This window comes from Streptomyces sp. NPDC028419 (assembly GCF_055565515.1).
Genome location: NZ_JBVHUE010000022.1, coordinates 18,824 through 44,439, shown reverse-complemented (window position 1 = coordinate 44,439; position 25,616 = coordinate 18,824). Strand labels below are relative to the sequence as shown.

The following is a 25,616-nucleotide window of genomic DNA, read 5'->3' as shown; positions in this document are numbered from 1 at the left end:
CGAACGGGCTAGGGCATGTGGTATTTCACATGTCACACTTTGGCCATGAATCCCATGGACGACTTCCTCCGCCTCTCCGCGGACACCGCGCGGTTCAGCTACGGCGCCCCCCGCGCGTTCTCCTTCGGCGACGACGGCCGGCTGCTCTGGTTCCTCCGGTCCGGCGGACCCACCGACCCCTACGACGACCTCTGGGTGCTCGACACCACCACCGGCATCGAGACCCGGCTGGCCGAAGCGCGCGCACTCCTGCCGGACGGCCCCGGCGAACTCCCCCGCACCGAGCGGCGGTTGCGCGAACGGATCCGGCTGATCGCCACCGGGATCGGCTCCTACGCCCTCGCCGGCGACGGCCGCCGGGCGGTCTTCGCGCTCTACGGGCGGCTGTACGCCGTCACCGCCGACAAGGACGCGGCGCCCGAGGAGCTCCCGACCGCCGGGGCCGCCTTCGACCCGCGCCCGAACGCCGACGGCTCGCGCACCGCCTACGTGAGCGACGACGCCCTGTACGTCACCCCGGGCGGGCGGGTCAGCCCCGACGACGGAGCCCGGTGGGGCATCGCCGAGTTCGCCGCCGCCGAGGAGCTCGGCCGGGCCCGCGGACACTGGTGGTCCCCGGACGGGACCGCGCTGCTGGCCGCCCGGGTCGACGAGGACGCCCTCCAGCGCCGCTGGTTCGCCGACCCCGAGCACCCGGAGCGGGCGGCCGAGGACTTCGCCTACCCGGAGGCCGGCGGCCCCAACGCCGACGTCCAGCTCTGGGTCCTCGGCGCCGACGGCGGACCCGGGGTCCGGCTCGACTGGGACGCGGCCGTGTTCCCCTACGTCTCCGACGCCGGGTGGGAGTCGCCCACCGAGATCCTGCTGACCGTCCAGGACCGGCTCCAGCGCACGGTGGTGCTGCTGAGCGCCGACCCGGTCACCGGGCGCACCGCGGAGCTGTCGCGCACCACGCACCCCCAGTGGGTGGACCCGCTGCCCGGCACCCCCGCCCGACTGTCCGACGGGCGGATGCTGACGTCGGCCGACACCCCGGGCCAGGTCGCGCGCGCCCTGGCCCTGGACGGCGTGCTCCTCACCGGGGACGACGTACAGGTGCGGGCCGTGCTCGGCGAGCACGAGGGGCACCTGCTCATCGAGGCCGGCCTGCGGGACCCCGCCGAGCAGCAGGTGCTGCTGCTCGACCCCGGCACCGGGTCGCTGACCGCGCTCGCCGACGGGCCCGGGGTGCACACCGCCCTCGCGTCCGCCGGGGCGCTGCTGGTGACCTCGGCCGACGCCGACGGGTTCCGGCGGACCCTGCGCACGGCGGACGGGCGCGAGCTGGCCGTCACCGATCTCGCCGCACCGCTGCCCTACCGGGTGGAGCCGCGCTTCGAACGGGTCACCGAGCGCGCGATCCCCACCGCGCTGGTACTGCCCCGCGGCCACGTCCCGGGCCGGCGGCTGCCGGTCCTGCTGGACACCTACGGCGGCCCCGGCTACCAGGACGTGTGCGCGGAGCCGCGGCGCTGGCAGGCCCGGCAGTGGTGGGCCGACCAGGGCTTCGCCGTGGTGACCGTCGACAACCGGGGCACCCCGCACGTCTCGCCGGCCTACACCCACGCCATGTACCGGGGGTTCTCGCGGGTGACGATGGAGGACCAGGTGGCGGCGCTGCGCGCGCTGGGCGAGCGGCACCCGGACCTGGACCTCGACCGGGTCGGCGTGCGCGGCTGGTCCTACGGCGGCTACCTGGCCGCGATGGGCGTGCTGCGGCACCCCGAGGTGTTCCACGCGGCGGTGGCGGGGGCCGCGCCGACCGACCTCCGGCACTACGACACGGCGTACACCGAGCGCTACCTGGGCCTGCCCCAGGAGGAGCCGGAGGTCTACGAGCGGGACTGCCTGATCGGTGACGCCCCGGCACTGACCCGGCCCCTGCTGCTGGTCCACGGGCTGGCCGACGACAACGTGCACCCCTCGCACACGCTGCGGCTCTCGCGGGCGCTGACGGACGCGGGCCGCCCGCACCAGCTGCTGGCACTGCCCGGCGTCACGCACATGACCCCGGGCGGCGCCCGGGAGAAGGTGATGGCGCTCGAACTCGCCTTCTTCCGCGCGGAGCTGGGCCTCGCCTGAGGCCCTTCCCGGGCCTTACGCGGAAGGGCCCCGCCACCGGAGACCGGTGGCGGGGCCCTTCTTCTTCCCTCTGCTGGGGGTCCGTCAGTTCCCCGGGAAGTGACACGCCACGTCGCGTCCGGCGACGGGCTGGAGCGTGGGGCGCTCCGTGCGGCAGATGTCCTGCGCCTTGGGGCAGCGCGGGTGGAAGGAACACCCGGGCGGGGGCGCGGCCGGGCTCGGCGGGTCGCCGAGCAGCACGATCCGTTCCCGCCGCCGCTCGGCCGCCGGGTCGGGCAGCGGTACGGCGGACAGCAGCGCCCGCGTGTAGGGGTGTTGGGGGTCGGCGTACAGCGCGTGCTTGTCCCCGATCTCGACGATCCGGCCGAGGTACATCACGGCGACCCGGTCGCTGACCCGCTTGACCACCGACAGGTCGTGGGCGATGAACACGTAGGCCAGGCCGAGTTCGCGGCGCAGCCGTTCCATCAGGTTGACGATCTGCGCCTGCACCGAGACGTCGAGGGCGGAGACCGGCTCGTCGGCGATGATCAGCCGGGGGCTGGTGGCCAGGGAGCGCGCGATGCCGATGCGTTGGGCCTGGCCGCCGGAGAACTCGTGCGGGTAGCGGTCGATGTGCTCGGGGATCAGCCCGGTCAGCTCCATCAGGTCGGCGGCCCGGCGGCGGGCGTCGGCCGCGCTCCAGCCCTGCACCAACAGCGGGTCGGAGATGATCCGGGCCACGGTCTGGCGGGGGTTGAGCGAGGAGTGCGGATCCTGGAACACCATCTGGAGGTGGCGGCGCAGCGGTCGCATGGCGCCCTGGGAGAGGCGGCCGATCTCCCGGCCCTCGAAGGCGATGCTGCCCGAGGTGGGCTCCAGGAGGCGGACCAGCATCCGTCCGGTGGTGGACTTCCCGCAGCCCGACTCCCCCACCAGGCCGAGGGTTTCGCCGGCCGCCAGCTCGAAGGACACCCCGTCCACGGCCCGGACGGGGGCGCCCTTGCGGCCGGTGGCCGAGCGCTTCCCGGGGAAGGCCATGGTCAGGTCGCGCACGGACAGCAGGGGCGGCGCGTCGGGCGCACCGGCCGGCGCGCCCGTGGTGGGCGTGGTGGTCGTTCCGGTCACCGGGATGCCTCCTGTACGGGACCCGCGGCCGCGGGTGCGGCGGCGGGGCCGGCGAAGTGGCAGGCCACCCGGCGTTCGGTGCCCGCGTACGGATCGAGGGCGGGGCGGACCGTCGCGCACTGCCGGCGCTCCGCCTCCGTGCCCGCCGCGGCGCGGGCGCAGCGCGGGGCGAAGGCGCACCCGGGGGCGGGCTCGCGCAGGGAGGGCGGGGAGCCGGGGATGGTCCGCAGCGGCTGGTCGTCGGCGTCGTCGAGCCGGGGCAGCGAGTCGAGCAGGCCGCGGGTGTAGGGGTGCGCGGGGTCGGCGAACAGCTGGTCGACCGGGGCCTGTTCGGCGGCCCGGCCGCCGTACATGACCAGGACCTCGTGGGCGACCCGGGCGACCACGCCGAGGTCGTGGGTGATCATGACGACGCCGAGGCCGCGGTCCTGCTGGAGCCGGGCGATCAGTTCGAGGATCTGGGCCTGGACGGTGACGTCGAGGGCGGTGGTGGGCTCGTCCGCGATGAGCAGGTCGGGTTCGCAGGCCAGCGCCATGGCGATCATCGCCCGCTGGCGCATGCCGCCGGAGAACTGGTGCGGGTACTCCCCCGCGCGGCGGGCGGGTTCGGGGATGCCGACCTCGCCGAGCATGTCCACGGCGCGTTTGCGCGCGGCGGCCCGGCCCGCCTTGAAGTGCACCCGGAAGTGCTCGGCGATCTGTTCGCCGACCGTGTAGTAGGGGTGCAGGCTGGAGAGCGGGTCCTGGAAGATCATGGCCATCTTGCGGCCGCGCAGCCGGGAGAGCTCCTTCTCGCCGAGCGTGGTGAGTTCGCGGCCGTCCAGGGCGATGGAGCCGCCGATCTCGGCGCCGCGGTGCAGCCCCATGACGGCGAGCGAGGTGACGGACTTGCCGGATCCGGATTCCCCGACGATGCCGAGGGTGCGGCCGGCCTCGACGGTGAAGCCGAGCGAGTCCACGGCGCGGACGGTGCCGCGCGGGGTGGTGAACGTGACGTGCAGGTCGCGCACTTCAAGGAGAGCGGCCATCAGTACCTCACCCTCGGGTCGATGACGGCGTACAGGAGGTCGACGACGAGGTTGGCGACGACGATGAAGAAGGCGGCGAGCAGGGTGACCCCGAGGACCACCGGTTGGTCGGAGCTGACGAGGGCGCCGTAGAAGAGCCGCCCGATGCCGGGGAGTCCGAAGATGGACTCGGTGATGACGGCGCCGGCGAGCAGGCCGCCGAGGTCCATGCCGAAGATGGTCAGGATGGGGGTCATCGCCGAGCGCAGGCCGTGTTTGACCACGACGGTGCGTTCGGGCATGCCCTTGGCCCGGGCGGTACGGATGTACGGCTCGGCCATCGCCTCGATCATCGAGCCGCGGCTCTGGCGGGCGTACATGGCGGCGTAGAGGAGCGCGAGCGCGGTCCAGGGCAACAGCAGGTTGGTGGCCCAGCCGACCGGGTCGTCGGTGAAGGGGTGGTAGCTGGGGTAGGGCAGCAGGCCGGCGACGCGGATCACCCCGTAGATCAGCATCACGGAGGTGAAGTACACGGGCAGCGAGGCGGCCGCGACGGCGCCGACCATCAGGGCCTTGTCGGTGGCGGTGTCCTTGCGCAGGGCGGCGGTGACCCCGGCGCCCAGGCCCAGCACCAGCCACAGGGCCGCGGCTCCGACGGCGAGGGAGGCCGAGACCGGGAGCCGGTCCATGAGCAGGTCCCACACGGGCAGGGAGTTCTCGTAGGAGTAGCCCAGGCACGGGAAGTCGCAGTTCACGGCGTACTGGCCGGTGCCCTGGCTGCGCCCGGTGAAGATGCCGGTGAGGAAGTCGAGGAACTGGCGCCACAGCGGCTGGTCGAGGCCGAGGTACTCGCGGACCGCGGCGATCCGTTCCACGCTGCAGGTCTTGCCGCAGGCGGCGGCGGCCGGGTCGGAGGGCAGGACGTAGAAGATGACGAAGGTGACGGCGGCGATGGCGAGCAGCACCCCGGTGAGGGCGAGCAGGCGGCGCAGGAAGTAGAGGATCACGTGCGGCCGCCCCGCGGGTCGAGGATGTCGCGCAGTGCGTCGCCGAGCAGGGTGAAGGCGAGGACGGCGAGGAAGAGGAAGGCGCTGGGGATGACGAAGTACATGGGGTCGGTCTCGTAGAAGGCGACGCTCTCGGCGATCATCTGGCCCCAGGACGGGGTGGGCGGGCGCACGCCCACGCCCAGGTAGCTCAGGGCCGCCTCGGTGCTGATCATGCCGGGGACGAGCAGGGTGGTGTAGGCGATGACGGGGCCGGCGACGCCGGGCAGGATGTCCCGGGTCAGGATCCGCCAGGCGCCGGCGCCGCCGACCCGGGCCGCGTCGACGTACTCGCGGTGCTTGAGGGAGAGGGTCTGGCCGCGCACCACGCGGGCGATGCCGGGCCAGCCGAAGAGGCCGATGACGGCGGTCATGAGGACGATCCGGTTGACGTCCTTGGCCACCGACAGGACCGCGATCATGAAGATCAGGGACGGGAAGGACATGGTCAGGTCCATCAGCCGGGACAGGACGGCGTCGATGCGACCGCCGAAGTACCCGGCGGCGATGCCCGCGGCGGTTCCGGCGAGGACGACGATCGCGGTGGCGGTGAAGGCGATCAGGAGGGAGACCTGGGCGCCGTGGACCACGCGGGCGAACAGGTCCCGGCCGGTGACCGGTTCGACGCCGAGCCAGTGTTCGGGACTGATGCCGCCGAGCGAGCCGAGCGGGAGGCCGCCGAGGTAGGGGTCGATGGCGCTCTTGTCGAAGGTGTCCGGGGACCAGCCGCCGAGGGCGCCCAGCCAGGGGGCGGCGGCGGCCATCACGACGAAGAGGACGACGATGGCGAGGCTGACGCGGACGGCGGGGCGGCGGCGCAGTTCCCGCCGGGCGAGCTGCCAGGGGCTGCTGCCCGGGGGGACCTTGGCCGCCACCGCCCCGGGGGCGGTGGCGGGTGCGGTGTCGGTCATGGTCAGCCCTGGCTCTTCGCCGGGTCCTTGAGACCGACGGTCGCGTAGTCGATCTGGCCGACCCAGACGGGGTGGCCGAAGGCGCCCGCGATGTTGGTTCCGACCAGCAGCGGCTTGCGCTCCAGATAGAGCGGGACGGACGGGGACTTGGCCATGATGGCCGCGTCGAGGTCCCGCCAGGCCTGGTTGGCCTCCTTCGCGTCGGCCATGGCGTTGATCTCGTCGATGCGCTTCATCGTCGCGTCGTCACGGAACTGGCTGGTGTTGCCCTGGTTGCCCTTGGGCTTGATGGTGCGTCCGTCGAAGACGAAGGGGATCCAGGTGGAACCGGAGGGGTAGTCGGGGCACCAGCCGCTCAGGGACATGTCGGGCGTGGTGGACAGGTCGCCGATGACGTCGTAGTAGGCGCCCGGGTCGACGGTGTCGATGACCACCTCGATGCCCGCGCGGGCCAGGCCCTGCTGGATGGCCTCGGCCCGGCCCTTGTCACCGGTGGAGACGGAGAACGAGACCTTCAGGCTCTCCTTGCCCGCGGCCTTGAGGAGCTCCTTGGCCTTGGCGGGGTCACCGGCCGGTGCGATCTTGAGGGGGTCGGCCTGCTTGCCGCCGGCGAGCGCGGGCGGCAGGTAGGAGGTGGCGACCTCGGTGAGGGCCGGGCCGCCGCCCGCGGTGACGACGGCTTCCTTGTCGACCGCGTACTGCATGGCCTCGCGGACCTTGGGGTCGTTGAAGGGGGCGCGGGAGTTGTTGAGGTGGAGCATCGTGGTGCAGCCCTGGGACTCGGCGAGCAGTCGCTTCTTGATCTCCGGCTTGGGCAGCACCTTGGGGGCGCTCTCGGGCCGCATGTTGGCCCATTCGACGGTGGAGGCGTCGGCGCCCTCCCCGGCGATGATGCGGTCGTCGATCTGGCCGCCCTTGAGGCCCATGACCACCACGAACTTGTCGGGGTACGCCTTGCGGACGCTGTCCGTCTTGGGGTCCCAGTGCTCGTTGCGGACCAGGACGAGCTTCTTGTCCCGGTCGTAGGACTCGATCTTGTACGGGCCGGAGGAGAACGGGCGGGCGTCGTACTGGGGGCCCTTCTCCTGGGACTGCGGGACCGGGGCGAAGGTCGGCAGGGTGGTGGTCGCGGAGAACTCGGCGACGGGCCGCTTCAGTTCGAAGACGATCGTGCGGTCGTCCGGGGTCTTGACCGAGTCCAGGTGCTTGCCCTGGAGGGGACCCTTGTAGCCCTCGGTGCCGGCCAGGTACTGGGCGGCGTAGTCGGGGCCGCCGGTGAGGTCCGGGGCGAAGGAGCGCTCGACGTTGTACTTGATGTCGGCGGCCTTGATCGCGGTGCCGTCCTCGTACTTCAGGCCCTCCTTGAGGGTGAAGGTCCAGGTGCGGCCGCCGTTGGAGGGGGTGCCCAGGTCGGTCGCGAGGTCGGGGACGAGCTCGCTGCCGCCCTTGCCCGGTTCGGCCTTGAAGGTGACCAGGGTGCGGTAGAGGAGCCGGGTGCCGAAGTCCATGGTCGGCATCACCCAGTTGCGGGCCGGGTCGAGGTGGGCGAAGTCCTGGTTGGACAGGACGGTGAGGGTGCCGCCCTTGGCCGGGGTGCCGCCGATGGTGAGGCCGTCGTTGGCGGCGGCCGGGTTCACACCGCCCGCGCTCTGGGAGCCCTTCTTGGTGTCGGAACAGCCCGAGGCGCCGAGTGCGAGGGCCGCCACCAGGGCGGTGGCGAGGGCGAGTTGGTGGCGCTTGGTCATGGGTCACTCCAGGGAAGGGCCGCGCTCTACGATGTGACCGGTAACATAGTAATGTGAAATTGCACTGACAAGGGGTCTGCACCGCCGTTATCCAGCCGTGTCCAAATATGCCGCGCCGCAAGCGAGTTGGGGCCGCACGGCCGACGGGGCCCCGACCATCCACAGGTCGGGGCCCCGGTGCGGCGGGCGCGGCGGCGCGCGCCGGATCAGGCCCGGGTGGCCGCCGCGCCGCCGAGGCGGACCGTGCTGCGGCCGACGGGCTCGTCGCGGCCCTGGGCCCACAGCGAGCGGACGTGCCCGAGGTGACGGGTCATGCAGGCCTGGGCCGCCGCCGCGTCGCCGGCGATCATCAGGTCGAGCAGTTCGACGTGCTCCTCGGCCGAGGAGACCAGCTTGCCCGCCTCGTCGAGGCCGGTGAGCCCGTACAGCCGGGAGCGCTTGCGCAGGTCGCCGACCGTCTCGACGAGCCGGTCGTTGCCCGCGAGGGCCAGCAGCGAGAGGTGGAAGCGGCGGTCCGCCTCCAGGTAGCCGATGAGGTTGTGCTCGCGGGCGCTGGTGACGATCTCCTCGGCGATCGGCCGCAGGGCCTCCAGCTGCGCGACGGTGGCGATCTCGGTGACCCGGCCGATGGTCGGCACCTCGATCATCGTGCGCAGTTCGGTGTACTGGTCCAGGTCCCGCTCGCTGACCTCGGTGATCCGGAACCCCTTGTTGCGCACGGGCTCCACCAGGCCCTCGCGGGCCAGGTCCAGCATCGCCTCGCGCACCGGAGTGGCCGAGACCCCCAGTTCGCCGGCCAGCCCGGGCGCCGAGTAGACGTTGCCGGGACGCAGCTCACCCGCTATCAGGGCCGCCCGGAGGGCGTGCCCGACCTGGTCGCGGAGCCGCTCCTGGGCCTTGATGAGACTGTTCTGCTTCAGGTCACCCATAGCTGTTCCTCCGAGGATCGCAGAGGCACAGCGTACAATGTCACGTTTCGCTGTTGCCCCCGGCGGCCGTGTACAGGGCCACCGCCACGGCGAGATCCTCCCAGGCCATGCCCACGCTCTTGAAGAGCTGGGGACAACCCTGCGCCCGCCCGCCCGCCGTCCGCCCCGCGACCAGGTCGGCCAGGGTGGCGTTGATGTGACCGGGCCCGATGGCGCCCTCGGCCTCGGGGATCAGCAGGTCCCCCGCCTCGCGCAGCGCGGCCGCGCGGGACTCGACGTAGACGGCGGCCCGGCGCACCAGCGCCGTGTCCACCTCGCGGGCGTCCGGTTCGTGCGAGCCCACCGCGACCACGGTGGCGCCGCCCGCCACGAGCCGCCCGTCGAAGAGGGGTTCGCGGGCGGTGGTGCAGCACAGGACCAGGTCCGCGCCGGCCACGTCGCCGGGGCCGCCGGCGCGGGCGGGCACACCGAGGGTACGGGCGTACGCGACCAGCTTCTCGACGCCCGCCGGGTCACGGGCGACCACCACCACCTCGGCCAGTTCCCGCACCGCCAGCGTCGCGTCGAGGTGCCCGTACGCCTGGGGTCCCGATCCGAACAGGACGAGCCCCAGCGGCCGCCCGACCGGGGCGAGGTGGCGCAGGGCCAGGGCGGAGACCGCCGGGGTGCGCAGGGCGGTGAGGGCCGCCCCGTCGAAGAGGGCCAGCGGGCGCAGGGTGGGGCCGTCCAGCAGCAGGTAGGACCCGGTGATCCGGGGCAGCCCGCGGGCCGGATTGCCGGGGGCCACCCCGGCGACCTTCACCCCCGCGTACGCGCCGGACGCGGCCGGCATCAGCAGCAGTTCGCCGCCGGGCACCGCGAGGGCGGTCCGCTGCGGGCAGCCCTCGGGGTCGGGGCCCTCGCGCAGCGCGTCCGCCAGGGCGTCGGCCGCGGCGGCGGGGGTGAGCAGGTCCGCCATCCGCTCGGCGGAGAACTGCGGCAGGGCTCCGGGGGCGGCGCTCACAGGGCGAATCCGGTGCCGAGGGCGTCGTGCGGGTCGCGCAGGAAGACGTGCTCGCCGGTGCGGTGGGCGGTGCCGGTGACCTCGGTGACGAGGCCGTCGGCGCCGGGCGCGGAATCGGCGGGCCGCAGCACCCGTCCGGTGAAGACCGTGCCGGTGACGGACTCGTGCAGCAGGTCCTCGTGCGCGCCGAGGCGGCCGTCCTCGGCGAGGAGCGCGAGCCGGGCGGAGGTGCCCGAGCCGCAGGGCGAGCGGTCGATCTGGCCGTCGCCGAAGACGGTCACGTTGCGCTGGTGGGGCCCGAAGGGGGTGTCGGGCAGCTCCTCGTGGAGGATCACCCCGTACACCCCGGACAGCAGCGGCCCGTCCGGGTGCCAGGTGCCCGGGTGGCCGGCCAGCGCCGCCCGGATCTCCTGCCCGGCCCGCACGAGCGCGGGCAACGCCTCCCGGTCGGTCTCCAAGCCGAGGTCGCGTGCGGCGACCGAGGCGTAGCAGGCCCCGGCGTGCGCGAGGTCGACCTCGACCACGCCGTACGAGGTGGCCACGGGCACCTTGCGGGCGGTGACCCGGGCCGGGACGTTGCGGAAGGTGACCCCGGTGGTGCGGCCGGCGGTGCGGTGGACGGTGGCGGTGACCCGGCCGGAGGGCACGTCGATGCGCACCCGCGCGTCGCCGTCGTGCGGGGCCGGGACCAGCCCGCTGTCCACGGCCCAGGCGCCGAGCGCCATCGTGCCGTGTCCGCAGGCCGTGGAGTAGCCGTCCTTGTGCCAGAAGAGCACCCCGAAGTGGGCCCCGTCGTCATCGGGCGGGACCACGAACCCCCCGTACATCCCGGCGTGTCCGCGCGGCTCCTGCACGAGCAGGCGGCGTACGTCGTCCACCGCGCCCCGCCGCGGCGCCGTGCCGCTGCCCCCGGGGCCGATGGCGGTGGCGCAGCGCTCGGCCACCGTGTCCCCGGGCACCGGCGGGAGGCCGCCGGTGACGATCCGGAAGGGTTCCCCGGCGGTGTGGTAATCGGTGGTCCGCACGGACGTGTGCGCGGCGGGCGGGTCGTGCGGGGCGGTCACAGCTGGAACCCTCCGGGGAAGGGGTCGGACGGGTCGAGGAAGTACTGGGCGGTGCCGGTGATCCAGGCCCGGCCGGTGACGGTGGGGACCACGGCGGGGAGGTCGCCGACGGTGGTGTCGCCGATCAGGCGGCCGGTGAACTCGGTGCCGATGAACGACTCGTTGACGAAGTCGCGGCCGAGCGGCAGGAGGCCCCGGGCGTGCAGTTGGGCCATCCGCGCGGAGGTCCCCGTACCGCAGGGCGAGCGGTCGAACCAGCCGGGGTGGATGGCCATCGCGTGCCGGGAGCGCTCGGCGTCGGAGCCGGGGGCGGCCAGGTAGACGTGCTTGACGCCGCCGATGGAGGGGTTCTCCGGGTGGACCGGCCGGTCCTCGCCCGCGTTGATCGCCTCCATGATCGCGAGTCCGGCGGCGAGCAGGTCGTTGCCCCGGGCCCGGTCGAAGGGCAGGCCGAGGGCGTCGAGTTCGACGAAGGCGTAGAAGTTGCCGCCGTAGGCGAGGTCGTAGGTGACGGTGCCGTAGCCGGGGACCTCGGTCTTGAGGTCGAGGCCGACGCAGAAGGAGGGGACGTTGGTGAGGGTGACGTGCTCGGCCACCCCGTCCCGGACCTGGACGTCGACGCTGACCAGGCCCGCCGGGGTGTCGAGGCGGACCGTGGTGACGGGCTCGACGACGGGCACCATGCCGGTCTCGACGAGGACGGTGGCGACCCCGATCGTGCCGTGGCCGCACATCGGGAGCAGCCCCGACACCTCGATGTAGAGGACCCCGAAGTCGGCGTCGGGGCGGGTGGGCGGCTGGAGGATGGCCCCGCTCATCGCCGCGTGTCCGCGCGGTTCGTTCATCAGCAGGGTGCGGATGTGGTCCATGTGCGCGATGAAGTGGAGCCGCTTGTCGGCCATGGTGGCGCCGGGGATCACCCCGACTCCGCCGGTGATCACCCGGGTGGGCATGCCCTCGGTGTGTGAATCCACGGCGTGGTAGACGTGGCGGGTGCGCATGGGGTCCCCCAGGAGTCGCGGCCGGCGGCCGGGCGGGCGAATGGGCGGGTGAGCGGGCCGGTGGACGGGCTAGTTGAGGCCCTCGGCGAGGGCCTTCTCGGTGGCGGCGCGGACGGCCGCGTCGATCTCGCCCGTGAGCGGGAAGCGGGGCGGCCGCACCGAACCGCCGGGGCGGCCGGCCAGGTCCATGGAGAGCTTGATGGCCTGGACGAACTCGGTCTTGGAGTCCCAGCGCAGCAGCGGGTGCAGCGACCGGTACAGCGGCAGCGCGGTCTCCAGGTCGCCGGCGACGGCGGCCCGGTAGAGCGTGGCACAGGAGCGGGGCAGGGCGTTGGGGTAGCCGGCGATCCAGCCGACGGCGCCGGCGAGGGCGAGTTCGAGCAGTACGTCGTCGGAGCCGATGAGCAGGTCGAGGCCCGGCGCGAGTTCGGCGATCTCGTAGGCGCGGCGGACGTCCCCGGTGAACTCCTTGACGGCGACGATGCTGGCGTCGGCGTGCAGCCGGGCGAGGAGCGCCGGGGTCAGGTCGACCTTGGTGTCAATGGGGTTGTTGTAGGCGACGACGGGCACCCCGGCCCGGGCGACCTCGGCGTAGTGGGCGCGCACGGCGTCGTGGTCGGCGCGGTAGGCGTTCGGCGGGAGCAGCAGGACGGAGCCCGCGCCCGCTTCGGCGGCCTGTTCGGCCCAGCGGCGGGACTCGGCGCTGCCGTAGGCGGCGACGCCGGGCATGACGCGGGCCCCGTCACCGGCGGCCTCGACGGCGGTGCGGACGACCCGGGCGCGCTCCTCGTCGGTGAGGGTCTGGTACTCGCCGAGCGAGCCGTTGGGCACGACGCCGTCGCAGCCGTTGGCGATCAGCCAGGCCACGTGGTCGGCGTAGGCGTCGTAGTCGACGGAGTGGTCCTCGCGCATCGGCAGCGCGGTGGCGACCATGATGCCGTGCCAGGGGCGGGTGCGGGGCGTGGCGGTGCTGGGCGCGGGGGTGTGCGCGTGCGTCATGACAGAACTCCCTTATGTGATGTGTGACATTTTACTAGTGAGCGAAGGGCGGCCACAAGGGGTGCGGCCTCCCGATCAGTGGTCCGCGGGCAGCGGGGCCGGGGCGTCGGCAGCGGGCAGCTCGGCGAGCTGGCGCAGCGGTACCGGGCAGGACAACGGCCGCCGGTCCGCGGCCGCCTCGTCGCCGGCGAGCGCCGCGACGGCGGCGCCGCACATCCGCCCCTGGCACCAGCCCATGCCGGCGCGGGTGAGCAGTTTGACGGTACGGGCGTCCCGCGCGCCCAGGTCGGCCACGGCCTCCCGGATCCGCCCGGCCGGAACCTCCTCGCAGCGGCAGACGACGGCGTCGTCCGGCAGCCACCCGGTCCAGCCGGAGCCCGGACGGTGGGCCGCGCCCATCGCGTCGGCGAAGGCCCGCAGCCGGGCCCGCCGGCGCACGAGGGCGGCCGGGGCGGGCCGCCCCGCGATCGCCAGGGCCGCCAACTCCCCCTCGGCGAGGGCAAGTCCGGCGCCTCCGATGCCCCCGGTCTCGCCCGCCGACCAGATGCCGGGGACGGAGGTCCGCTGGCTCGCGTCGAGGTCGAGCGCCACCGTCCCGTCCGCCGCGCGCACGGTGGCGCAGCCGAGCCCGGTGGCGAGTTCCAGCTGGGGCACCAGGCCGTGGCCCACCGCGAGCGCGTCGCAGGGGATCCGGCGCTCGGTGCCGGGTACGGGCTGCCAGTCGCGGTCGAGCCGGGCCACGACCACGGCCTCCACCCGGTCGGTGCCCTGGGCCTCGACGACGGCGCGGCGGGTGCGCAGGGGCACCCGGTGGCGCAGCAACGCACCGCCGTGGACGGCGCCTTCGACGAGCTTGCCGGGGTTGCGCAGCAGGGTGGGCACGCGGCCGGCGTAGGCCGTGTAGGAGGAGGCTTCGACGACGGCGGGCACCCGGGCCCCGGCGGCGGCCAGCGAGCCGGCGACCGCGAGCAGCAGCGGGCCGCTGCCCGCGACCACGATCCGGCGGCCGGGCAGTACGAGGCCGCCCTTGAGCATGGCCTGCGCTCCCCCGGCCCCGATCACGCCCGGCAGGGTCCAGCCGGGGAAGGGCAGTTGGCGCTCGTGGGCGCCGGTGGCGAGCAGCACGGCGCGGGCCCGCAGGGTGACGGCGCGCTCGTCCTCGCCCCGGGTTCCCGCGACGGCGTGCAGCAGCCAACCGTCGGCGTCCGCGCCGGCCCCGGTCCCGGCGTCGGGGACCACCGTCCAGACGTGGTGGGCGGGCAGGAAGGTGATCCGGCCCGTCGACTCGTGGGCGCGCAGGCGCCGTTCGCGGGTCTCGAAGGCGGCCCAGTCGTGGTGCAGGGCCTCGGGACGGGCGGCGCCGAGCCCGGGCGCGGGGTGGCGGTAGTACTGGCCCCCGGGCTGCTCCCCCGCGTCGACGAGGGTGACGCGCAGGCCCAGGTCGGCGGCGGTGACCGCGGCGGCGAGCCCGGCGGGACCCGCTCCGACGACGGCGAGGTCAGACGGCGAGGTCGGCACGGCCGGTTCCCTCCTGGGTCGTGACGGTGTCCCCGGGCCGGGCCGGGACCAGGCAGGCGCGCTGGTTGGGGTGGCCGTTGACGGTGACGAGGCAGTCGTAGCAGCTGCCGATCCCGCAGAAGGCGCCGCGCGGGGCGCCGCCCTCCCGGGTGGTGCGCCAGGCGAGGATCCCGGCGGCCCACAGCACGGCGGCGATGCTCTGGCCGCTCTGCGCGGGCAGCGTACGGCCGTCGAACTCGACGGTGTGGACGGCCGGGGCCGCGCCGCCGACGAGGTCGCGCGGTTCCCGGGAGCGGCGGGTGCGGCGCAGGCTGGCCATCAGGCTTCCTCCGTGAAGCGGTCGGGGCGGAACGGCGCGGGGTCCAGCGGGGCCCCGGCGCCGGTGAGGGCGGCGGCGATCAGGACGCCGGTGCCGGGCGCGAGGCCGATGCCGGCGCCCTCGTGGCCGCAGGCGTGCAGCAGCCCCGGGACGCGCGGGTCGGGGCCGATGGCCGGCAGGTGGTCGGGGAGGTAGGGGCGGAAGCCGTGGTAGGCGCGCAGCACCCGGACGTCGGCGAGGACCGGGAAGAGGGCGGCGGCCTGGGCGGCGAGGCGGCGCAGGGCTTCGGTGGACAGGGCGCGGTCGAAGCCGACCCGTTCCCGGGTGGCGCCGATGAGGACGGGGCCCGCGGGGGTGCCCTCGACCACGGCGGAGGACTGGAGGGCGGCGGAGCCGCTGGCGACGTCGGCGATGTAGTCGGCGGCGTACACCTTGTGCCGCACCACGCGCGGGAGGGGCTCGGTGACCAGGACGAAGCCGCGGCGGGGCAGGACGGGCAGGGTGGTGCCCGCGAGTTCGGCGACCGCGCCGCCCCAGGTGCCGGCCGCGTTGACGACGGCCGGGGCGAGCAGTTCGCGGCGGGCGGTGCGCACGCCGCGCACCGCGCCGCCGGTCGCGCGCAGCACCGCGGTGACCTCCTCGCCGGTGAAGAGGCGGGCGCCGGAGGCGGCCAGCAGGTGGGCGGCCGCCTGGGCGGGCTGGACCTGGGCGTCCTCGGGATAGTGGAAGCCGCCCGCGAGGCCGGGGGCGAGGTGCGGCTCCAGGTCGTGGAGCGCCTCGCCCGCCACCTCGGTGGCCCGTACGCCGACGGCGCGCTGTCCGTCGGCGAAGACCCGCAGGGCCTTCAGGGTGGCTTCGTCGGGGGCGACGACCAGGCCGCCCTTGGCCTCGTACTCGGTCTGCGCCGGGAGGGCGGCGGCCAGTTCGCGCCACAGGGTGGTGGAGAGCAGCGCGAGGTCCAGTTCGGGGCCCGGCCCCTTGTCGGAGACGAGCAGGTTGCCCTCGCCGGCGCCGGTGGTGCCGCCCGCGACCGGGCCTCGGTCGACGACGGCTACGGAGAGTCCGGCGCGGGTGGCGTAGTAGGCGCACGCGGCTCCGACGACGCCCGCGCCGATGATGACGACGTCCAGGGATGCGTCCGTGGGTGGTCTATTGGGCACGGCAGTAATATGTCACATTCTTTATCGGTCATCCAGGGTGTGGCCGGGGCCGGTCCCGCCCCCCGTCGAACGGGACCGGCCCCGCGCTCGATCAGCTGCGGAGCGGGCCCTCGCAGCTGTAGCTCGACGTGCCCGCGACCTTGTTCGACCAGATCTCCAGGGCGCCGAAGGAGCAGTTCATGTCGGCGAGGTTGTTGGAGACCGTGCCGGCCCGGTCGAGGATGAAGTAGTCGACCGTCTCGGACATGTCCTTGAAGTTCTGGTCGTCGCTGCGCCAGTTCTTCAGGTTCGCGGTGATCCGGCCCGTACAGGTGAAGCGGCGCTTGCCTGCGTCGCCGTTCTCCACGCAGTCGGGGGTGTTGTAGGTGGCGGACGCGAAGGACGACTTCACCGACGCGAGCGCGGAGTCGCGCAGTTGGTCGTTGGCGGTGAAGGCGGTGTTCGGCACGTACAGGTCGTTCACCTTGGCGATCTGCGCGTCCAGGAACTTGTCGTAGTCGCGCTGGAGGTAGCTGTCCGAGCCCATCCGGGTGCGCCAGGCGTCGAAGCCCGCCACGTCGTTCGCGCGCAGGTGGGTGTACATCTCGCGCAGCGCCGAGGGCTTCTCGTTCCACAGGAACTCGAAGAACGTGCCCGCGTAGTTGTAGAAGCGGAAGCCGTCGCCGTCGTAGGTCGCGTTGAGCAGCTGCTGGACGCTCATCCGCGGCCCGCCGCCGGCGGTGTCGTTCATGACCCCCTTGACCAGGGACTTGCGGACGGCGATGCCGTTGTCGCGGGTGGCGCCGTCGAAGAACTCCGCGGTGCCCTCGTCCATGGCCGTCGTGCGGTCGTTCTCGTACCAGGGACCCTGGCCGAAGAAGCCGGGCACGGCGTAGCGGCCGTTGAGGTAGTGGGTGTACTCGTGGCGGAACAGCTCCTCCAGCGTGAGGGAGGAGTCCTGCGGCACGCGGCGCTGGTAGGTGTAGAAGGTGGCGCCGTTCTCGATGTAGACGCCGCCGTTGTTGGTGCCCATCCCGGTGAGGATCGGGTGGTAGTTCTCGTAGTCGGCGCGGGAGGCGTACAGCACGATGTTCAGGGCGGTGTTGGGGTCGCCGGCGAGCGGCTGGTCGGTCCCGAGCACCCGGTGGAACTGGGTCTTGACCTGCTTGCTCGCGTAGTAGAGCTGGTCGACGGTGGCCCGGTCGAGGGCGGTGCGGACCTTGATGCCGCCGTTGTCGTAGGAGTAGGTGTTGGGGAAGAGCTTCTTCTCGATGTCCTCCTTGCACACCCCGTACTGCTTGCAGGCGTTGTAGGTGTTGAGCCAGGAGACCACCTTGGCCCACTGCTCGCTGCCGTTGCCGAAGGTCGCCTTGACCTGTTCGAGCAGGGCGCCGAGATCGGCGATGATCTGCGGCTGCAGGCCCTCGACCTGGCCGAAGCGGCCGTACTCGCTGATCGCGTCGCGCGCAGCCCAGGCGTTGACGGTGCCCTTCAGGTGGCCGTAGCCGGCGTAGGCCTTGAACAGGGCCCGGTACTCGGGGTCGGCCGCGACCGCCGCGTGGAAGGCGGCGTCGTTGTTGCCCGGGTAGACGCCCAGGTAGTTGACGGAGAGGCCGGCGAGGACGGCGCCCGCCCAGGAGGCGTCCAGGTTGGTCTGCGGGTGCGCCGGGTCCAGGGTGACCAGGACCTTCTTGATCAGGCCCAACTGGTGCTGGCGCAGGCCCGGGGCGCTGCCGGCGTAGAGGGCTTCGCGCAGGGTGCGGGCGTTGGAGGCGCTGACGTCGAAGGTGCGGGCGGCGCCGCCGAAGTCGGCGATCGCGCGGCGCATGGCATCGACCGTCGGGGCGTCGGTGACGTCGATCTCGGTGCGCGAGTAGTCGTGGTAGACGACCGCGTGCAGGTAGGTGAACATCTCCTCCAGGTGCGAGGAGTTGCGGCCGTCGTGCGCGGCGGCCAGGCTCGATATCCGCCGGGAGACGGCCTGGACGTGGGCGTCGGACATCACCGGGGCGAGCCGGGCGTCCCAGGTCCAGATGAGTCCGCGCAGGCAACCGTCGGCCGTGACCGCGGAGTCGGCGAGGAAGTCGGCGAACTGCTCGGGGCTCAGGCCCGTGATGCCGTCGAGGGTGCAGGGGACGCCCGCGGCCACCAGGCCGCTCGAGGCGGTGCCCCGGGCCGTCGCCTTGCCCGCCTTCTCGGCGCCGCGGTCCGCGAGTTGGGTCGCGCTCAAGGCGGGGGCGGGGGCGGGACCCGCGATCCTGCCCGGCTCCTGGCCGGTGCCCGGCGCGGGGGCCGGTGCGTTGGTGAGCGCCGGGGCGCTGGCGAGGCGGTCGACCTCGTCGAAGGGGTTCTGACCGGCCGGGGCCTGGGCCGGAGCGGCGGCGGGCGTGCCCGAGGCGAACGTCGTGGGGACCGGGGCGGAGCCGGTCCCGGCCGTCTGGGCCACGACCTGGCCCGCGGAGGCGAGCAGGGTCACCGTGACGGCGGCGGCGAGGAGGGACGTACGCACAGCTCTGTGCTGGGACACCGGGAACTCCTGGTTGCGGTGAGGGAGGTGGGGGAGGTGCAACTGCCCTGATTCACACGGCGTTTGACGGGGATTAACTGGCCGCCGTGTGACCTGTAACATAGTAATGTGAAATTGCACTGACAACCCCTGTGCGCCCACCAGTTCACGCCTTCCCAGGGAGCTTTCGTGACCGACCGCATCTCCCGCCTCAATACGGGCAGCCACGATCTGCCCGTATCGGCCGAGTTGTCCGCCTTCATGTCCGGAAACTGGTCCGCCTCACCCCTGCCGACCGACGCCCGGGTCGCCGCGCACGACGTCACCCCGGCCCGGCGCGCCCGCCTGTCGGCCCGCTTCCCGGGCGAACGGCTGCTCGTCCCGGCGGGCGAGCTCAAGGTCCGCTCCAACGACTGCGACCACCGCTTCCGCCCGCACAGCGCCTACGCCTGGCTCACCGGCCTCACCGGCGAGGACCAGGTGGGCCACGTGCTGGTGATGGAGCCGGCCGGGCCGCGGGGACACGAGGCCGTCCTGTACCTGCGCCCGCGCTCGGCGCGCACCGACGGCACCGAGGAGTTCTACCGGGACCGCCGCTACGGCGAGTTCTGGGTCGGCCGGCGCCCCGACCTCGCCGAGGCCGAGCGGCTCACCGGCCTCCGCTGCGCCCACCTGGACACCCTGGGCACCCCCGACGCCCGCGACGCCTCGCGCGATCCGGCGCTCGCCACCGCCCTCTCCGAGCTGCGCCTGGTCAAGGACGCCTGGGAGGTGGGCCAGTTGCAGCTCGCCGTCGACCACACGACCGCCGGCTTCGAAGACGTCGTACGGGCGCTGCCGCGCGCGCTCGCCCACCCGCGCGGCGAGCGCTGGATCGAGGGGGTCTTCGGGCTGCGCGCCCGCGCCGAGGGCAACGGCACCGGCTACGACACGATCGCGGCCTCCGGAGCGCACGCCTGCGTGCTGCACTGGATCCACAACGACGGCCGGCTGAACCGGGACGAACTCCTGCTCCTGGACGCGGGCGTGGAGACCGACACCCTCTACACCGCCGACGTCACCCGCACCCTCCCCCTGTCCGGGCGCTTCTCACCCGTGCAGCGACAGGTGTACGAACTGGTCCTGGCCGCGCAGGACGCGGGCATCGCGGCGCTGCGCCCCGGGGCCAGCTTCCGCGACTTCCACCGGGCCGGGATGCGGGTCATCGCCGAGGGGCTCGCCGACTGGGGCGTCCTGAAGGACGCGGAGGGGGACCTGCACCGCCGGTACACCCTGTGCAGCAGCGGCCACATGCTGGGACTCGACGTCCACGACTGCGCCCAGGCGCGCCAGGACGCCTACCTGGACGGGGTGTTGGAGGAGGGTCAGGTCCTCACCGTGGAGCCCGGCCTCTACCTCCAGCCGGACGACGAGACGCTCCCGGCGGAGCTGCGGGGCATCGGCGTGCGGATCGAGGACGACCTGGTCATCACCGCGGAAGGAGCGCGCCTGATGTCGGGCGCGCTCCCCCGCACGGTCGCGGGCATCGAGGAGTGGATGGGGACGCTGATGGAGGGCTGAGCCCTGGGCGGTCCGACCCCTGGGGCCTACGCCGCCCTACCGGTCGCCGCGCCAACCACCGTCGTGGTTCCCACTGCCGTCGTGGTTCCAGTTCCCGTCGTCGTGGTTCCAGTGGTCGTTGTTCCAGCTGCTGTTGTCCCAGTTGCCGTCGTGGTTCCAGCTGCTGTTGTCCCAGCTGCTGTCGTGGTTCCAGTTGCTGTTGTCCCAGCTGCTGTCGTGGTTCCAGTTGCCGTCGTGGTTCCAGCCGCTGTTGTCCCAGCACCAGCTGGGGCGGTCGTCCCCGCGCGAGGGGTCGCAGCAGGTGCGCCAGTCCTGGCCGCGCCAGTTGTCGGAGCACCACCAGGTCTGCGGCTGGGTCTGTGGCGCGGTCTGTGGCAGGCCCGCGGCGACGGCACTACCGAGGGGGGCCAGGCCCAGCACGATTCCGGCGGCCCCGGCGACGATGGCCGGGGCGATCGCACGGCGCATATCCATGCACCTCCGAGTATCGGAGAGGATCCCTAAGAAAATGGGGCATATCAACCCTAGGCGAGGAGTGCGATGCCGTCGAGTTCGACCATCGCCTGCTCGTCCCAGAGCCGGGTGGTGCCGATGACGGCCATCGCCGGGTAGTCGCGACCCGCCAGCCGGTGCCAGATGCGGCCCAGCTCCGGGGCGCAGGCCCGGTACTCCGCCACGTCCACCGCGTACACGGTCACCCGGGCCAGGTCCGCGGGGGTGCCGCCCGCGGCCGCGAGGGCGGCCAGCAGGTTGCCCAGGGCCCGCTCGAACTGCTGCGGCAGGGTGTCCCCCACCACCTTGCCCGCCGCGTCGAGCGCCGTCTGGCCCGCCAGCAGGACCAGCCGGGACCCGGTGGCCGCCACCGCGTGCGAGAAGCCGGTCGCCGGGGAGAGCCCGGGCGGGTTGATGCGTTCGATCACCGGGCCACCCCCGCCGGACCGGGCTGCGGCTGCTGGCCGTGCTGCTCGTGCTGCCCGAGCTGCGCCTGCTGGCCGTACAGCGATCGCGCGATGATCGTGCGCTGCACCTCGCTCGCCCCCTCGTAGATCCTCGGTGCCCGCACCTCCCGGTACAGGTGTTCCAGCAGGTGGCCGCGCTGGAGCGCGACCGCGCCGTGCAGTTGGACCGCGTGGTCGACGACGTACTGCGCCGTCTCCGTGGCCAGCAGTTTCGCCATCGCCGCCCGCCGCGGCACGTCCGCCGAGCCGCTGTCCGCGTCGTACGCCCCGGCCGCCGCGTAGACGAGCAGCCGGGCGGCCTCCGTGCGGGTGGCCATCTCGGCGACCCGGTGGGCCACCGCCTGGAGGTCGCCGAGCACGCCGCCGAAGGCGGTGCGGTGCGCGGTGTGCGCCAGTGTCGCGTCCAGGGCCGCCCGGGCCATGCCGACGGCGAAGGCGCCCACGCTGGGCCGGAAGCGGTTGAGGGTGTCCATGGCGACCCGGAAGCCGCGGCCCGGCTCGCCCAGCAGGTCCTCGGGCCCGACCGGCACCCCGTCGAAGCGCAGGGCGCCGATCGCGTGCGGGGAGAGCATGTCGAGCGCCTCGCCGGTCAGGCCGGGCCGGTCGGCGGGGACCAGGAAGGCGCTGACGCCCTTGGCTCCCGGCCCCTCACCCGTCCGGGCGAAGACGGTGTAGAAATCCGCTTCGGGGGCGTTGGAGATCCACCGCTTCTCCCCCGACAGCCGCCAGCCGCCGGTCGCGCACGGCTCCGCGGCCAGTGCCAGCGCCGCCGCGTCCGAACCGGCGCCCGGCTCGCTGAGCGCGAAGGCGGCGACGGTGCGACCCTCCCGCACGCCGGGCAGCCAGCGCTCGCGCTGCGCCGCGCTCCCGGCGCTCAGCACGGGGTGCGCCCCCAGGCCCTGGAGGGCCAGGGCGGTCTCGGCCTCGGTGCAGCCGTAGGCGAGGGACTCCCGCAGCAGGCACAGGTCCAGCGCGCCCGCGCTGAAGACGCGCTCCAGCAGGCCGTGTTCGCCGAGCGCCGCCAGCAGCGGCCGGTTGACGCGCCCCGGTTCACCTTTTCCGGCGAGCGGGCCGAGCCGCCGCGCGGCCAGCGCGCGCAGTCGCTCGCACCATTGTTCTTGTTCCGGGTCGAGCGCGAATCCGGCCATCCGATGCCTCAGTTCTCCGCGTGGGCCACTGGAATCCTGCCGTACCAGTCTTATCGCGTGCAGTTGACTGTCGTCACCATCACGATACGCTCGTGACGCGTCCGCACGGCCGGCACCACCCCATCCGGGACCGTCGCAAGGGGGCGAACCCGCCTTGAAGCTCATGCCTTCCGCCCATGCCGACACCTTTGCCCGTGACCACCTGCCGCCCGACCACGAGTGGCCGGAGCTGCTCTTCCAACTGCCGGAACTGGCCTATCCGGACCGGCTGAACTGCGGGGCCGAGCTGCTCGACGCCACGGTGGCCCGGTTCGGCGCCGACCGACCGGCCTTCCGCACCGGATCCGGCGAGGTCTGGTCGTACGGCGAGCTGCGCGAGCGGGTGGACCGGCTGGCCCATGTGCTCACTGTCGATCTCGGCGTGGTCCCCGGCAACCGCGTGCTGCTGCGCGGACCCACCGGGCCCTGGCTCGCCGCGTGCTGGCTGGCGGTCATGAAGGCGGGGGCGGTGGCCGTCACCGTCCTGGCCCAGCAGCGGTCCCGGGAACTGGCCACGGTGTGCGAGCTGGCCCGGGTCCGGCACGCCCTGTGCCACGCGGACGTGGTGGCGGACCTGGCCCGGGCCGAGGTGCCCGGGCTGCGGATCACCCCGTACGGCGGCGAGGACCCGGACGACCTGCTGCGGCTGGCGGAGCGGAGCCCCGCCACGCCCTACCGCGCCGTGGACACCTCGGCCGACGACGTGGCGCTGATCGCCTTCACCTCGGGCACCACCGGTCGGCCCAAGGGCTGCATGCACTTCCACCGGGACGTGCTGGCGGTGGCCGACACCTTCTCCCGGCAGGTCCTGCGGCCGCGGCCGGACGACGTCTTCACCGGCAGCCCGCCGCTGGGCTTCACCTTCGGCCTGGGCGGGCTGGTGGTCTTCCCGCTCCGGGCCGGCGCCTGCGCGCTGCTGCTGGAGCAGGCGGGGCCGCGGGTGCTGCTGCCGGCGCTCGCCGAGCACCGGGTGAGCGTGCTGTTCACGGCCCCCACCGCCTACCGGGCGATGCTGGACGAGCTGGCGGCGTACGACCTCTCGGCGCTGCGGCGCTGCGTCTCGGCGGGCGAGAACCTGCCGGCCGCCACCTGGCAGGAGTGGTACGAGCGGACCGGGCTGCGCATCATCAACGGCATCGGCGCGACCGAGCTGCTGCACATCTTCATCTCCGCGGCCGACGCGGACATCCGGCCCGGTACCACCGGCCGGGTGGTACCGGGCTGGCAGGCGCGGGTGGTGGACGGCGCGGGCCGGGAGGTGGCCGACGAGGAGCCGGGGCTGCTGGCGGTGCGCGGTCCGGTCGGCTGCCGGTATCTGGCCGATCCCCGGCAGGGCGAGTACGTGCGGGACGGCTGGAACGTCACCGGTGACACCTACGTCCGCGACCGGGACGGGTACTTCCGCTACGTCGCCCGCGCCGACGACATGATCATCTCGTCCGGTTACAACATCGCGGGCCCCGAGGTCGAGGAGGCCCTGCTGCGCCACCCGGACGTGGTCGAGGCGGCGGTGGTCGGCCGCCCGGACGAGCGACGCGGACAGATCGTGGTCGCCTACGCGGTGGCCCGGCCCGGCGCCGAGCCGTCCGAGGAGGAGCTGCGCGCGTTCATGCGGGCGGAGCTGGCTCCGCACAAGTGCCCGCGCGCCTTCGTCTTCCTGGCCGCGCTCCCGCGGACTCCGACGGGGAAGCTGCAGCGCTACCGGCTGCGCGATCTAGAGTGATCCCGTGGCCGAGCAGCACACCCCACGATCCTTGATCGTCACCTTCTACGGCGCCTACGGGCGCACCTTCGACGGGCCCGTCCCGGTGTCCGCCCTGATCCGCCTCCTGGGCGCGGCCGGGGTGGACGCCCCGGCGGTCCGCTCCTCGGTGTCCCGGCTCAAACGGCGCGGGTTCATCCTGCCGGCGCGCGGGGCGGACGGCGCGGCGGCCTACGACCTCTCGGAGGAGGCCCGGCAGCTGCTGGCGGACGGCGACCGCCGGATCTACGCCGCCGCCGGTTCCGGTGACGGCGCCGAGGAGTGGCTGCTGGCCGTCTTCTCCGTGCCGGAGGAGGAGCGGCACAAGCGCCACTTGCTGCGCTCGCGCCTGGCCCGGCTCGGTTTCGGCGCGGCCGCGCCGGGCGTGTGGATCGCCCCGGCGACGCTGCACGACGAGACCCGGCACACCTTGGAGCGGCTCCAACTGACCCCGTACGTGGACCTGTTCCGCGGCGCGCACCTCGGCTTCGCCGCCACCGCGCAGGCACTGTCGCGCTGGTGGGACCTGGCGGCCCTGGCCAAGCAGCACGAGGAGTTCCTCGACCAGCACGAACCGGTGCTCCGCGGCTGGCAGTCGGGGCCCGGGCCGACCCCCGAGCAGGCCTACCACGACTACCTGCTGGCGCTGGACTCCTGGCGGCGGCTGCCGTACGCCGACCCCGGCCTGCCCCGTGGGCTGTTGCCCTCCGACTGGCCGGGCGAGCGCGCGGCGGCGGTCTTCGCGGCGCTGCACGCCCTCCTGTGGGAGCGCGGGGCCGCCTTCGCCCGGCCGGGGCCGGACGCCCCCTGAAAACGGGATGCCCGGACTCCACGGGTCGTCGCACAATGCCCCATGACACCCACGCCCCCCATGACACGCATGACCTGGACCTTCACCGAAGACCTGACGGCGTACCTGGACGCGGCGGGCCCGGCGGTGGCCGCCCATCCCGTGCCCAACACCCTGCTGCTGACCACCGCCGACGCGCTGCGCAGGCGCGGCCCGCACGCCTTCGGCAGCGGCACCCCGTACTTCGGCTGGTGGACCGGCCCCGACGGGGTGGTCGCGGCGGGCGCGGTGTGCACCCCGCCCAACCCCCTGCTCGTGGGCGCGCTGCCCGCCGAGGCGCTCACCGCGTTGGCGCGGGCCCTGCACACCGAGCCCCTCCTCGCGGACGTGGCCGGCTTCAACGCGCGCCGCTCGGACGCGGAGGCGCTGGTGGCCGCCTGGGGGCGGCCGGTCGACATCGAGCAGAACCGGCTGTTCCGGCTGGGCACCCTGGTGGCCCCCTCCCCCGCGCCCGCGGGTTCGGCCCGGCTCGCCACCGAGGAGGACCTGCCGCTCGTGCTCGACTGGATGGGCGCCTTCGCCGTGGAGGCGGACACCCTGCGGGCCGGCCCCTCCTGGGCGCGCGACCGGCTGTCGTACGGCGGCGTGTTGCTGTGGCAGGACGCGGCCGGGACCCCCGTCTCGCTGGCCAGCTTCTCCCGCCCGCAGGCCGGGGCCTCGCGGGTCGGCCCGGTCTACACCCCGCCGGAAGCCCGCGGCCGCGGCTACGGCGCGGGGGCGACGCACGCGGCCTCCCTGGGAGCGCGGGCGGCGGGCGCGGCCGAGGTGATCCTCTTCACCGACCTCGCCAACCCCACCAGCAACCGCCTCTACCCGAGGCTCGGCTACGCCCCGACCGGCGACCGCTCGATCGTGCTGGCCCGTAGCTAGTGCTGTGACCGGGAAGGTTCACCGTGTCACGGCG

General features: G+C 73.8%; 22 protein-coding genes. 5 read left to right on the top strand and 17 right to left on the bottom strand.

All coding sequences use genetic code 11. The features are described from left to right. Nucleotides 1-45 precede the first annotated feature (45 nt). Nucleotides 46-2,121, top strand: a complete 2,076-nt coding sequence (locus ACZ4UB_RS24655; protein WP_468073215.1) for a S9 family peptidase — start codon at nucleotides 46-48, stop codon at nucleotides 2,119-2,121. A gap of 84 nt (nucleotides 2,122-2,205) precedes the next feature. Here ACZ4UB_RS24655 and ACZ4UB_RS24650 read toward each other — a convergent pair whose 3' ends face one another. The 14 genes from ACZ4UB_RS24650 to ACZ4UB_RS24585 form a co-directional block, all read right to left on the bottom strand. Continuing rightward, nucleotides 2,206-3,141, bottom strand: coding sequence for an ABC transporter ATP-binding protein (locus tag ACZ4UB_RS24650; RefSeq protein WP_468073369.1), 936 nt, complete (start codon nucleotides 3,139-3,141; stop codon nucleotides 2,206-2,208). A gap of 83 nt (nucleotides 3,142-3,224) precedes the next feature. Next, complete coding sequence (locus tag ACZ4UB_RS24645; protein WP_468073213.1) at nucleotides 3,225-4,256, bottom strand: ABC transporter ATP-binding protein; 1,032 nt, start codon at nucleotides 4,254-4,256, stop codon at nucleotides 3,225-3,227. Further along, on the bottom strand, nucleotides 4,256-5,242 hold the full coding sequence (locus ACZ4UB_RS24640; RefSeq protein WP_468073211.1) for an ABC transporter permease: 987 nt from the start codon (nucleotides 5,240-5,242) through the stop codon (nucleotides 4,256-4,258). The genes ACZ4UB_RS24645 and ACZ4UB_RS24640 overlap by 1 nt, the downstream gene beginning before the upstream one ends. After that, nucleotides 5,239-6,192, bottom strand: a complete 954-nt coding sequence (locus tag ACZ4UB_RS24635) for an ABC transporter permease (RefSeq protein ID WP_468073209.1) — start codon at nucleotides 6,190-6,192, stop codon at nucleotides 5,239-5,241. Before ACZ4UB_RS24635 ends, ACZ4UB_RS24640 begins: the two co-directional genes overlap by 4 nt. Before the next feature lie 2 nt (nucleotides 6,193-6,194). Continuing rightward, complete coding sequence (locus ACZ4UB_RS24630) at nucleotides 6,195-7,937, bottom strand: ABC transporter substrate-binding protein (RefSeq protein ID WP_468073207.1); 1,743 nt, start codon at nucleotides 7,935-7,937, stop codon at nucleotides 6,195-6,197. A gap of 206 nt (nucleotides 7,938-8,143) precedes the next feature. Next, the gene (locus ACZ4UB_RS24625) at nucleotides 8,144-8,866 is read right to left on the bottom strand and encodes a GntR family transcriptional regulator (RefSeq protein ID WP_385777278.1); all 723 of its coding nucleotides are present in this window, start codon (nucleotides 8,864-8,866) and stop codon (nucleotides 8,144-8,146) included. Between the two features lie 40 nt (nucleotides 8,867-8,906). Beyond that, nucleotides 8,907-9,824, bottom strand: a complete 918-nt coding sequence (locus ACZ4UB_RS24620; RefSeq protein WP_468073367.1) for an ornithine cyclodeaminase family protein — start codon at nucleotides 9,822-9,824, stop codon at nucleotides 8,907-8,909. Nucleotides 9,825-9,865: 41 nt separating this feature from the next. Then, entirely contained in the window at nucleotides 9,866-10,933 is a 1,068-nt protein-coding gene (locus ACZ4UB_RS24615; RefSeq protein ID WP_468073205.1) for a proline racemase family protein, read from the bottom strand. Beyond that, nucleotides 10,930-11,934, bottom strand: coding sequence for a proline racemase family protein (locus ACZ4UB_RS24610; RefSeq protein WP_468073203.1), 1,005 nt, complete (start codon nucleotides 11,932-11,934; stop codon nucleotides 10,930-10,932). Before ACZ4UB_RS24610 ends, ACZ4UB_RS24615 begins: the two co-directional genes overlap by 4 nt. 69 nt (nucleotides 11,935-12,003) lie before the next feature. Then, nucleotides 12,004-12,933 (bottom strand): dihydrodipicolinate synthase family protein, encoded by a 930-nt coding sequence (locus ACZ4UB_RS24605; RefSeq protein WP_354379136.1) that lies wholly within the window; start codon nucleotides 12,931-12,933, stop codon nucleotides 12,004-12,006. 75 nt (nucleotides 12,934-13,008) lie between these two features. Continuing rightward, nucleotides 13,009-14,451 carry an FAD/NAD(P)-dependent oxidoreductase gene (locus tag ACZ4UB_RS24600; RefSeq protein WP_468073201.1) on the bottom strand — a complete coding sequence of 481 codons (1,443 nt, stop codon included), beginning with the start codon at nucleotides 14,449-14,451 and terminating at the stop codon, nucleotides 13,009-13,011. After that, on the bottom strand, nucleotides 14,432-14,770 hold the full coding sequence (locus ACZ4UB_RS24595) for a (2Fe-2S)-binding protein (protein ID WP_354379134.1): 339 nt from the start codon (nucleotides 14,768-14,770) through the stop codon (nucleotides 14,432-14,434). The genes ACZ4UB_RS24600 and ACZ4UB_RS24595 overlap by 20 nt, the downstream gene beginning before the upstream one ends. Then, entirely contained in the window at nucleotides 14,770-15,930 is a 1,161-nt protein-coding gene (locus ACZ4UB_RS24590; protein ID WP_468073198.1) for an NAD(P)/FAD-dependent oxidoreductase, read from the bottom strand. Before ACZ4UB_RS24590 ends, ACZ4UB_RS24595 begins: the two co-directional genes overlap by 1 nt. A gap of 91 nt (nucleotides 15,931-16,021) precedes the next feature. Further along, the gene (locus ACZ4UB_RS24585) at nucleotides 16,022-18,436 is read right to left on the bottom strand and encodes a collagenase (protein ID WP_468073196.1); all 2,415 of its coding nucleotides are present in this window, start codon (nucleotides 18,434-18,436) and stop codon (nucleotides 16,022-16,024) included. A gap of 168 nt (nucleotides 18,437-18,604) precedes the next feature. Here ACZ4UB_RS24585 and ACZ4UB_RS24580 point away from each other — a divergent pair, with 168 nt between their 5' ends. Beyond that, nucleotides 18,605-19,975 carry an aminopeptidase P family protein gene (locus ACZ4UB_RS24580; RefSeq protein WP_468073194.1) on the top strand — a complete coding sequence of 457 codons (1,371 nt, stop codon included), beginning with the start codon at nucleotides 18,605-18,607 and terminating at the stop codon, nucleotides 19,973-19,975. Nucleotides 19,976-20,011: 36 nt separating this feature from the next. On the opposite strand, the gene ACZ4UB_RS24575 is transcribed toward ACZ4UB_RS24580, so the two are convergent. Genes ACZ4UB_RS24575 through ACZ4UB_RS24565 form a run of 3 tightly spaced genes read right to left on the bottom strand, consistent with a single transcriptional unit; the run spans nucleotide 20,012 to nucleotide 22,082 of the window. Next, the gene (locus ACZ4UB_RS24575; RefSeq protein ID WP_468073192.1) at nucleotides 20,012-20,443 is read right to left on the bottom strand and encodes a hypothetical protein; all 432 of its coding nucleotides are present in this window, start codon (nucleotides 20,441-20,443) and stop codon (nucleotides 20,012-20,014) included. A gap of 56 nt (nucleotides 20,444-20,499) precedes the next feature. Next, on the bottom strand, nucleotides 20,500-20,895 hold the full coding sequence (locus tag ACZ4UB_RS24570; RefSeq protein ID WP_385777258.1) for a RidA family protein: 396 nt from the start codon (nucleotides 20,893-20,895) through the stop codon (nucleotides 20,500-20,502). After that, nucleotides 20,892-22,082 (bottom strand): acyl-CoA dehydrogenase family protein, encoded by a 1,191-nt coding sequence (locus ACZ4UB_RS24565; protein ID WP_468073190.1) that lies wholly within the window; start codon nucleotides 22,080-22,082, stop codon nucleotides 20,892-20,894. The genes ACZ4UB_RS24570 and ACZ4UB_RS24565 overlap by 4 nt, the downstream gene beginning before the upstream one ends. Before the next feature lie 163 nt (nucleotides 22,083-22,245). Here ACZ4UB_RS24565 and ACZ4UB_RS24560 point away from each other — a divergent pair, with 163 nt between their 5' ends. Genes ACZ4UB_RS24560 through ACZ4UB_RS24550 form a run of 3 tightly spaced genes read left to right on the top strand, consistent with a single transcriptional unit; the run spans nucleotide 22,246 to nucleotide 25,582 of the window. Further along, nucleotides 22,246-23,844, top strand: a complete 1,599-nt coding sequence (locus ACZ4UB_RS24560) for an AMP-binding protein (RefSeq protein ID WP_468073188.1) — start codon at nucleotides 22,246-22,248, stop codon at nucleotides 23,842-23,844. A 4-nt stretch (nucleotides 23,845-23,848) separates the two neighbouring features. Beyond that, entirely contained in the window at nucleotides 23,849-24,673 is an 825-nt protein-coding gene (locus ACZ4UB_RS24555) for a PaaX family transcriptional regulator (RefSeq protein WP_468073186.1), read from the top strand. 60 nt (nucleotides 24,674-24,733) lie between these two features. Then, nucleotides 24,734-25,582: a GNAT family N-acetyltransferase gene (locus tag ACZ4UB_RS24550; protein ID WP_468073184.1), complete on the top strand. Its 849-nt coding sequence runs from the start codon at nucleotides 24,734-24,736 to the stop codon at nucleotides 25,580-25,582. Nucleotides 25,583-25,616 lie beyond the last annotated feature (34 nt).

Coding starts and splice junctions, on each gene's coding strand:
- ACZ4UB_RS24655 (WP_468073215.1), top strand. CDS start 46: ATGAATCCCATGGACGACTTCCTCCGCCTCTCCGCGGACACCGCGCGG.
- ACZ4UB_RS24650 (WP_468073369.1), bottom strand. CDS start 3,141: ATGGCCTTCCCCGGGAAGCGCTCGGCCACCGGCCGCAAGGGCGCCCCC.
- ACZ4UB_RS24645 (WP_468073213.1), bottom strand. CDS start 4,256: ATGGCCGCTCTCCTTGAAGTGCGCGACCTGCACGTCACGTTCACCACC.
- ACZ4UB_RS24635 (WP_468073209.1), bottom strand. CDS start 6,192: ATGACCGACACCGCACCCGCCACCGCCCCCGGGGCGGTGGCGGCCAAG.
- ACZ4UB_RS24630 (WP_468073207.1), bottom strand. CDS start 7,937: ATGACCAAGCGCCACCAACTCGCCCTCGCCACCGCCCTGGTGGCGGCC.
- ACZ4UB_RS24625 (WP_385777278.1), bottom strand. CDS start 8,866: ATGGGTGACCTGAAGCAGAACAGTCTCATCAAGGCCCAGGAGCGGCTC.
- ACZ4UB_RS24620 (WP_468073367.1), bottom strand. CDS start 9,824: ATGGCGGACCTGCTCACCCCCGCCGCCGCGGCCGACGCCCTGGCGGAC.
- ACZ4UB_RS24610 (WP_468073203.1), bottom strand. CDS start 11,934: ATGCGCACCCGCCACGTCTACCACGCCGTGGATTCACACACCGAGGGC.
- ACZ4UB_RS24605 (WP_354379136.1), bottom strand. CDS start 12,933: ATGACGCACGCGCACACCCCCGCGCCCAGCACCGCCACGCCCCGCACC.
- ACZ4UB_RS24595 (WP_354379134.1), bottom strand. CDS start 14,770: ATGGCCAGCCTGCGCCGCACCCGCCGCTCCCGGGAACCGCGCGACCTC.
- ACZ4UB_RS24575 (WP_468073192.1), bottom strand. CDS start 20,443: ATGCGCCGTGCGATCGCCCCGGCCATCGTCGCCGGGGCCGCCGGAATC.
- ACZ4UB_RS24565 (WP_468073190.1), bottom strand. CDS start 22,082: ATGGCCGGATTCGCGCTCGACCCGGAACAAGAACAATGGTGCGAGCGA.
- ACZ4UB_RS24560 (WP_468073188.1), top strand. CDS start 22,246: ATGCCTTCCGCCCATGCCGACACCTTTGCCCGTGACCACCTGCCGCCC.
- ACZ4UB_RS24550 (WP_468073184.1), top strand. CDS start 24,734: ATGACACGCATGACCTGGACCTTCACCGAAGACCTGACGGCGTACCTG.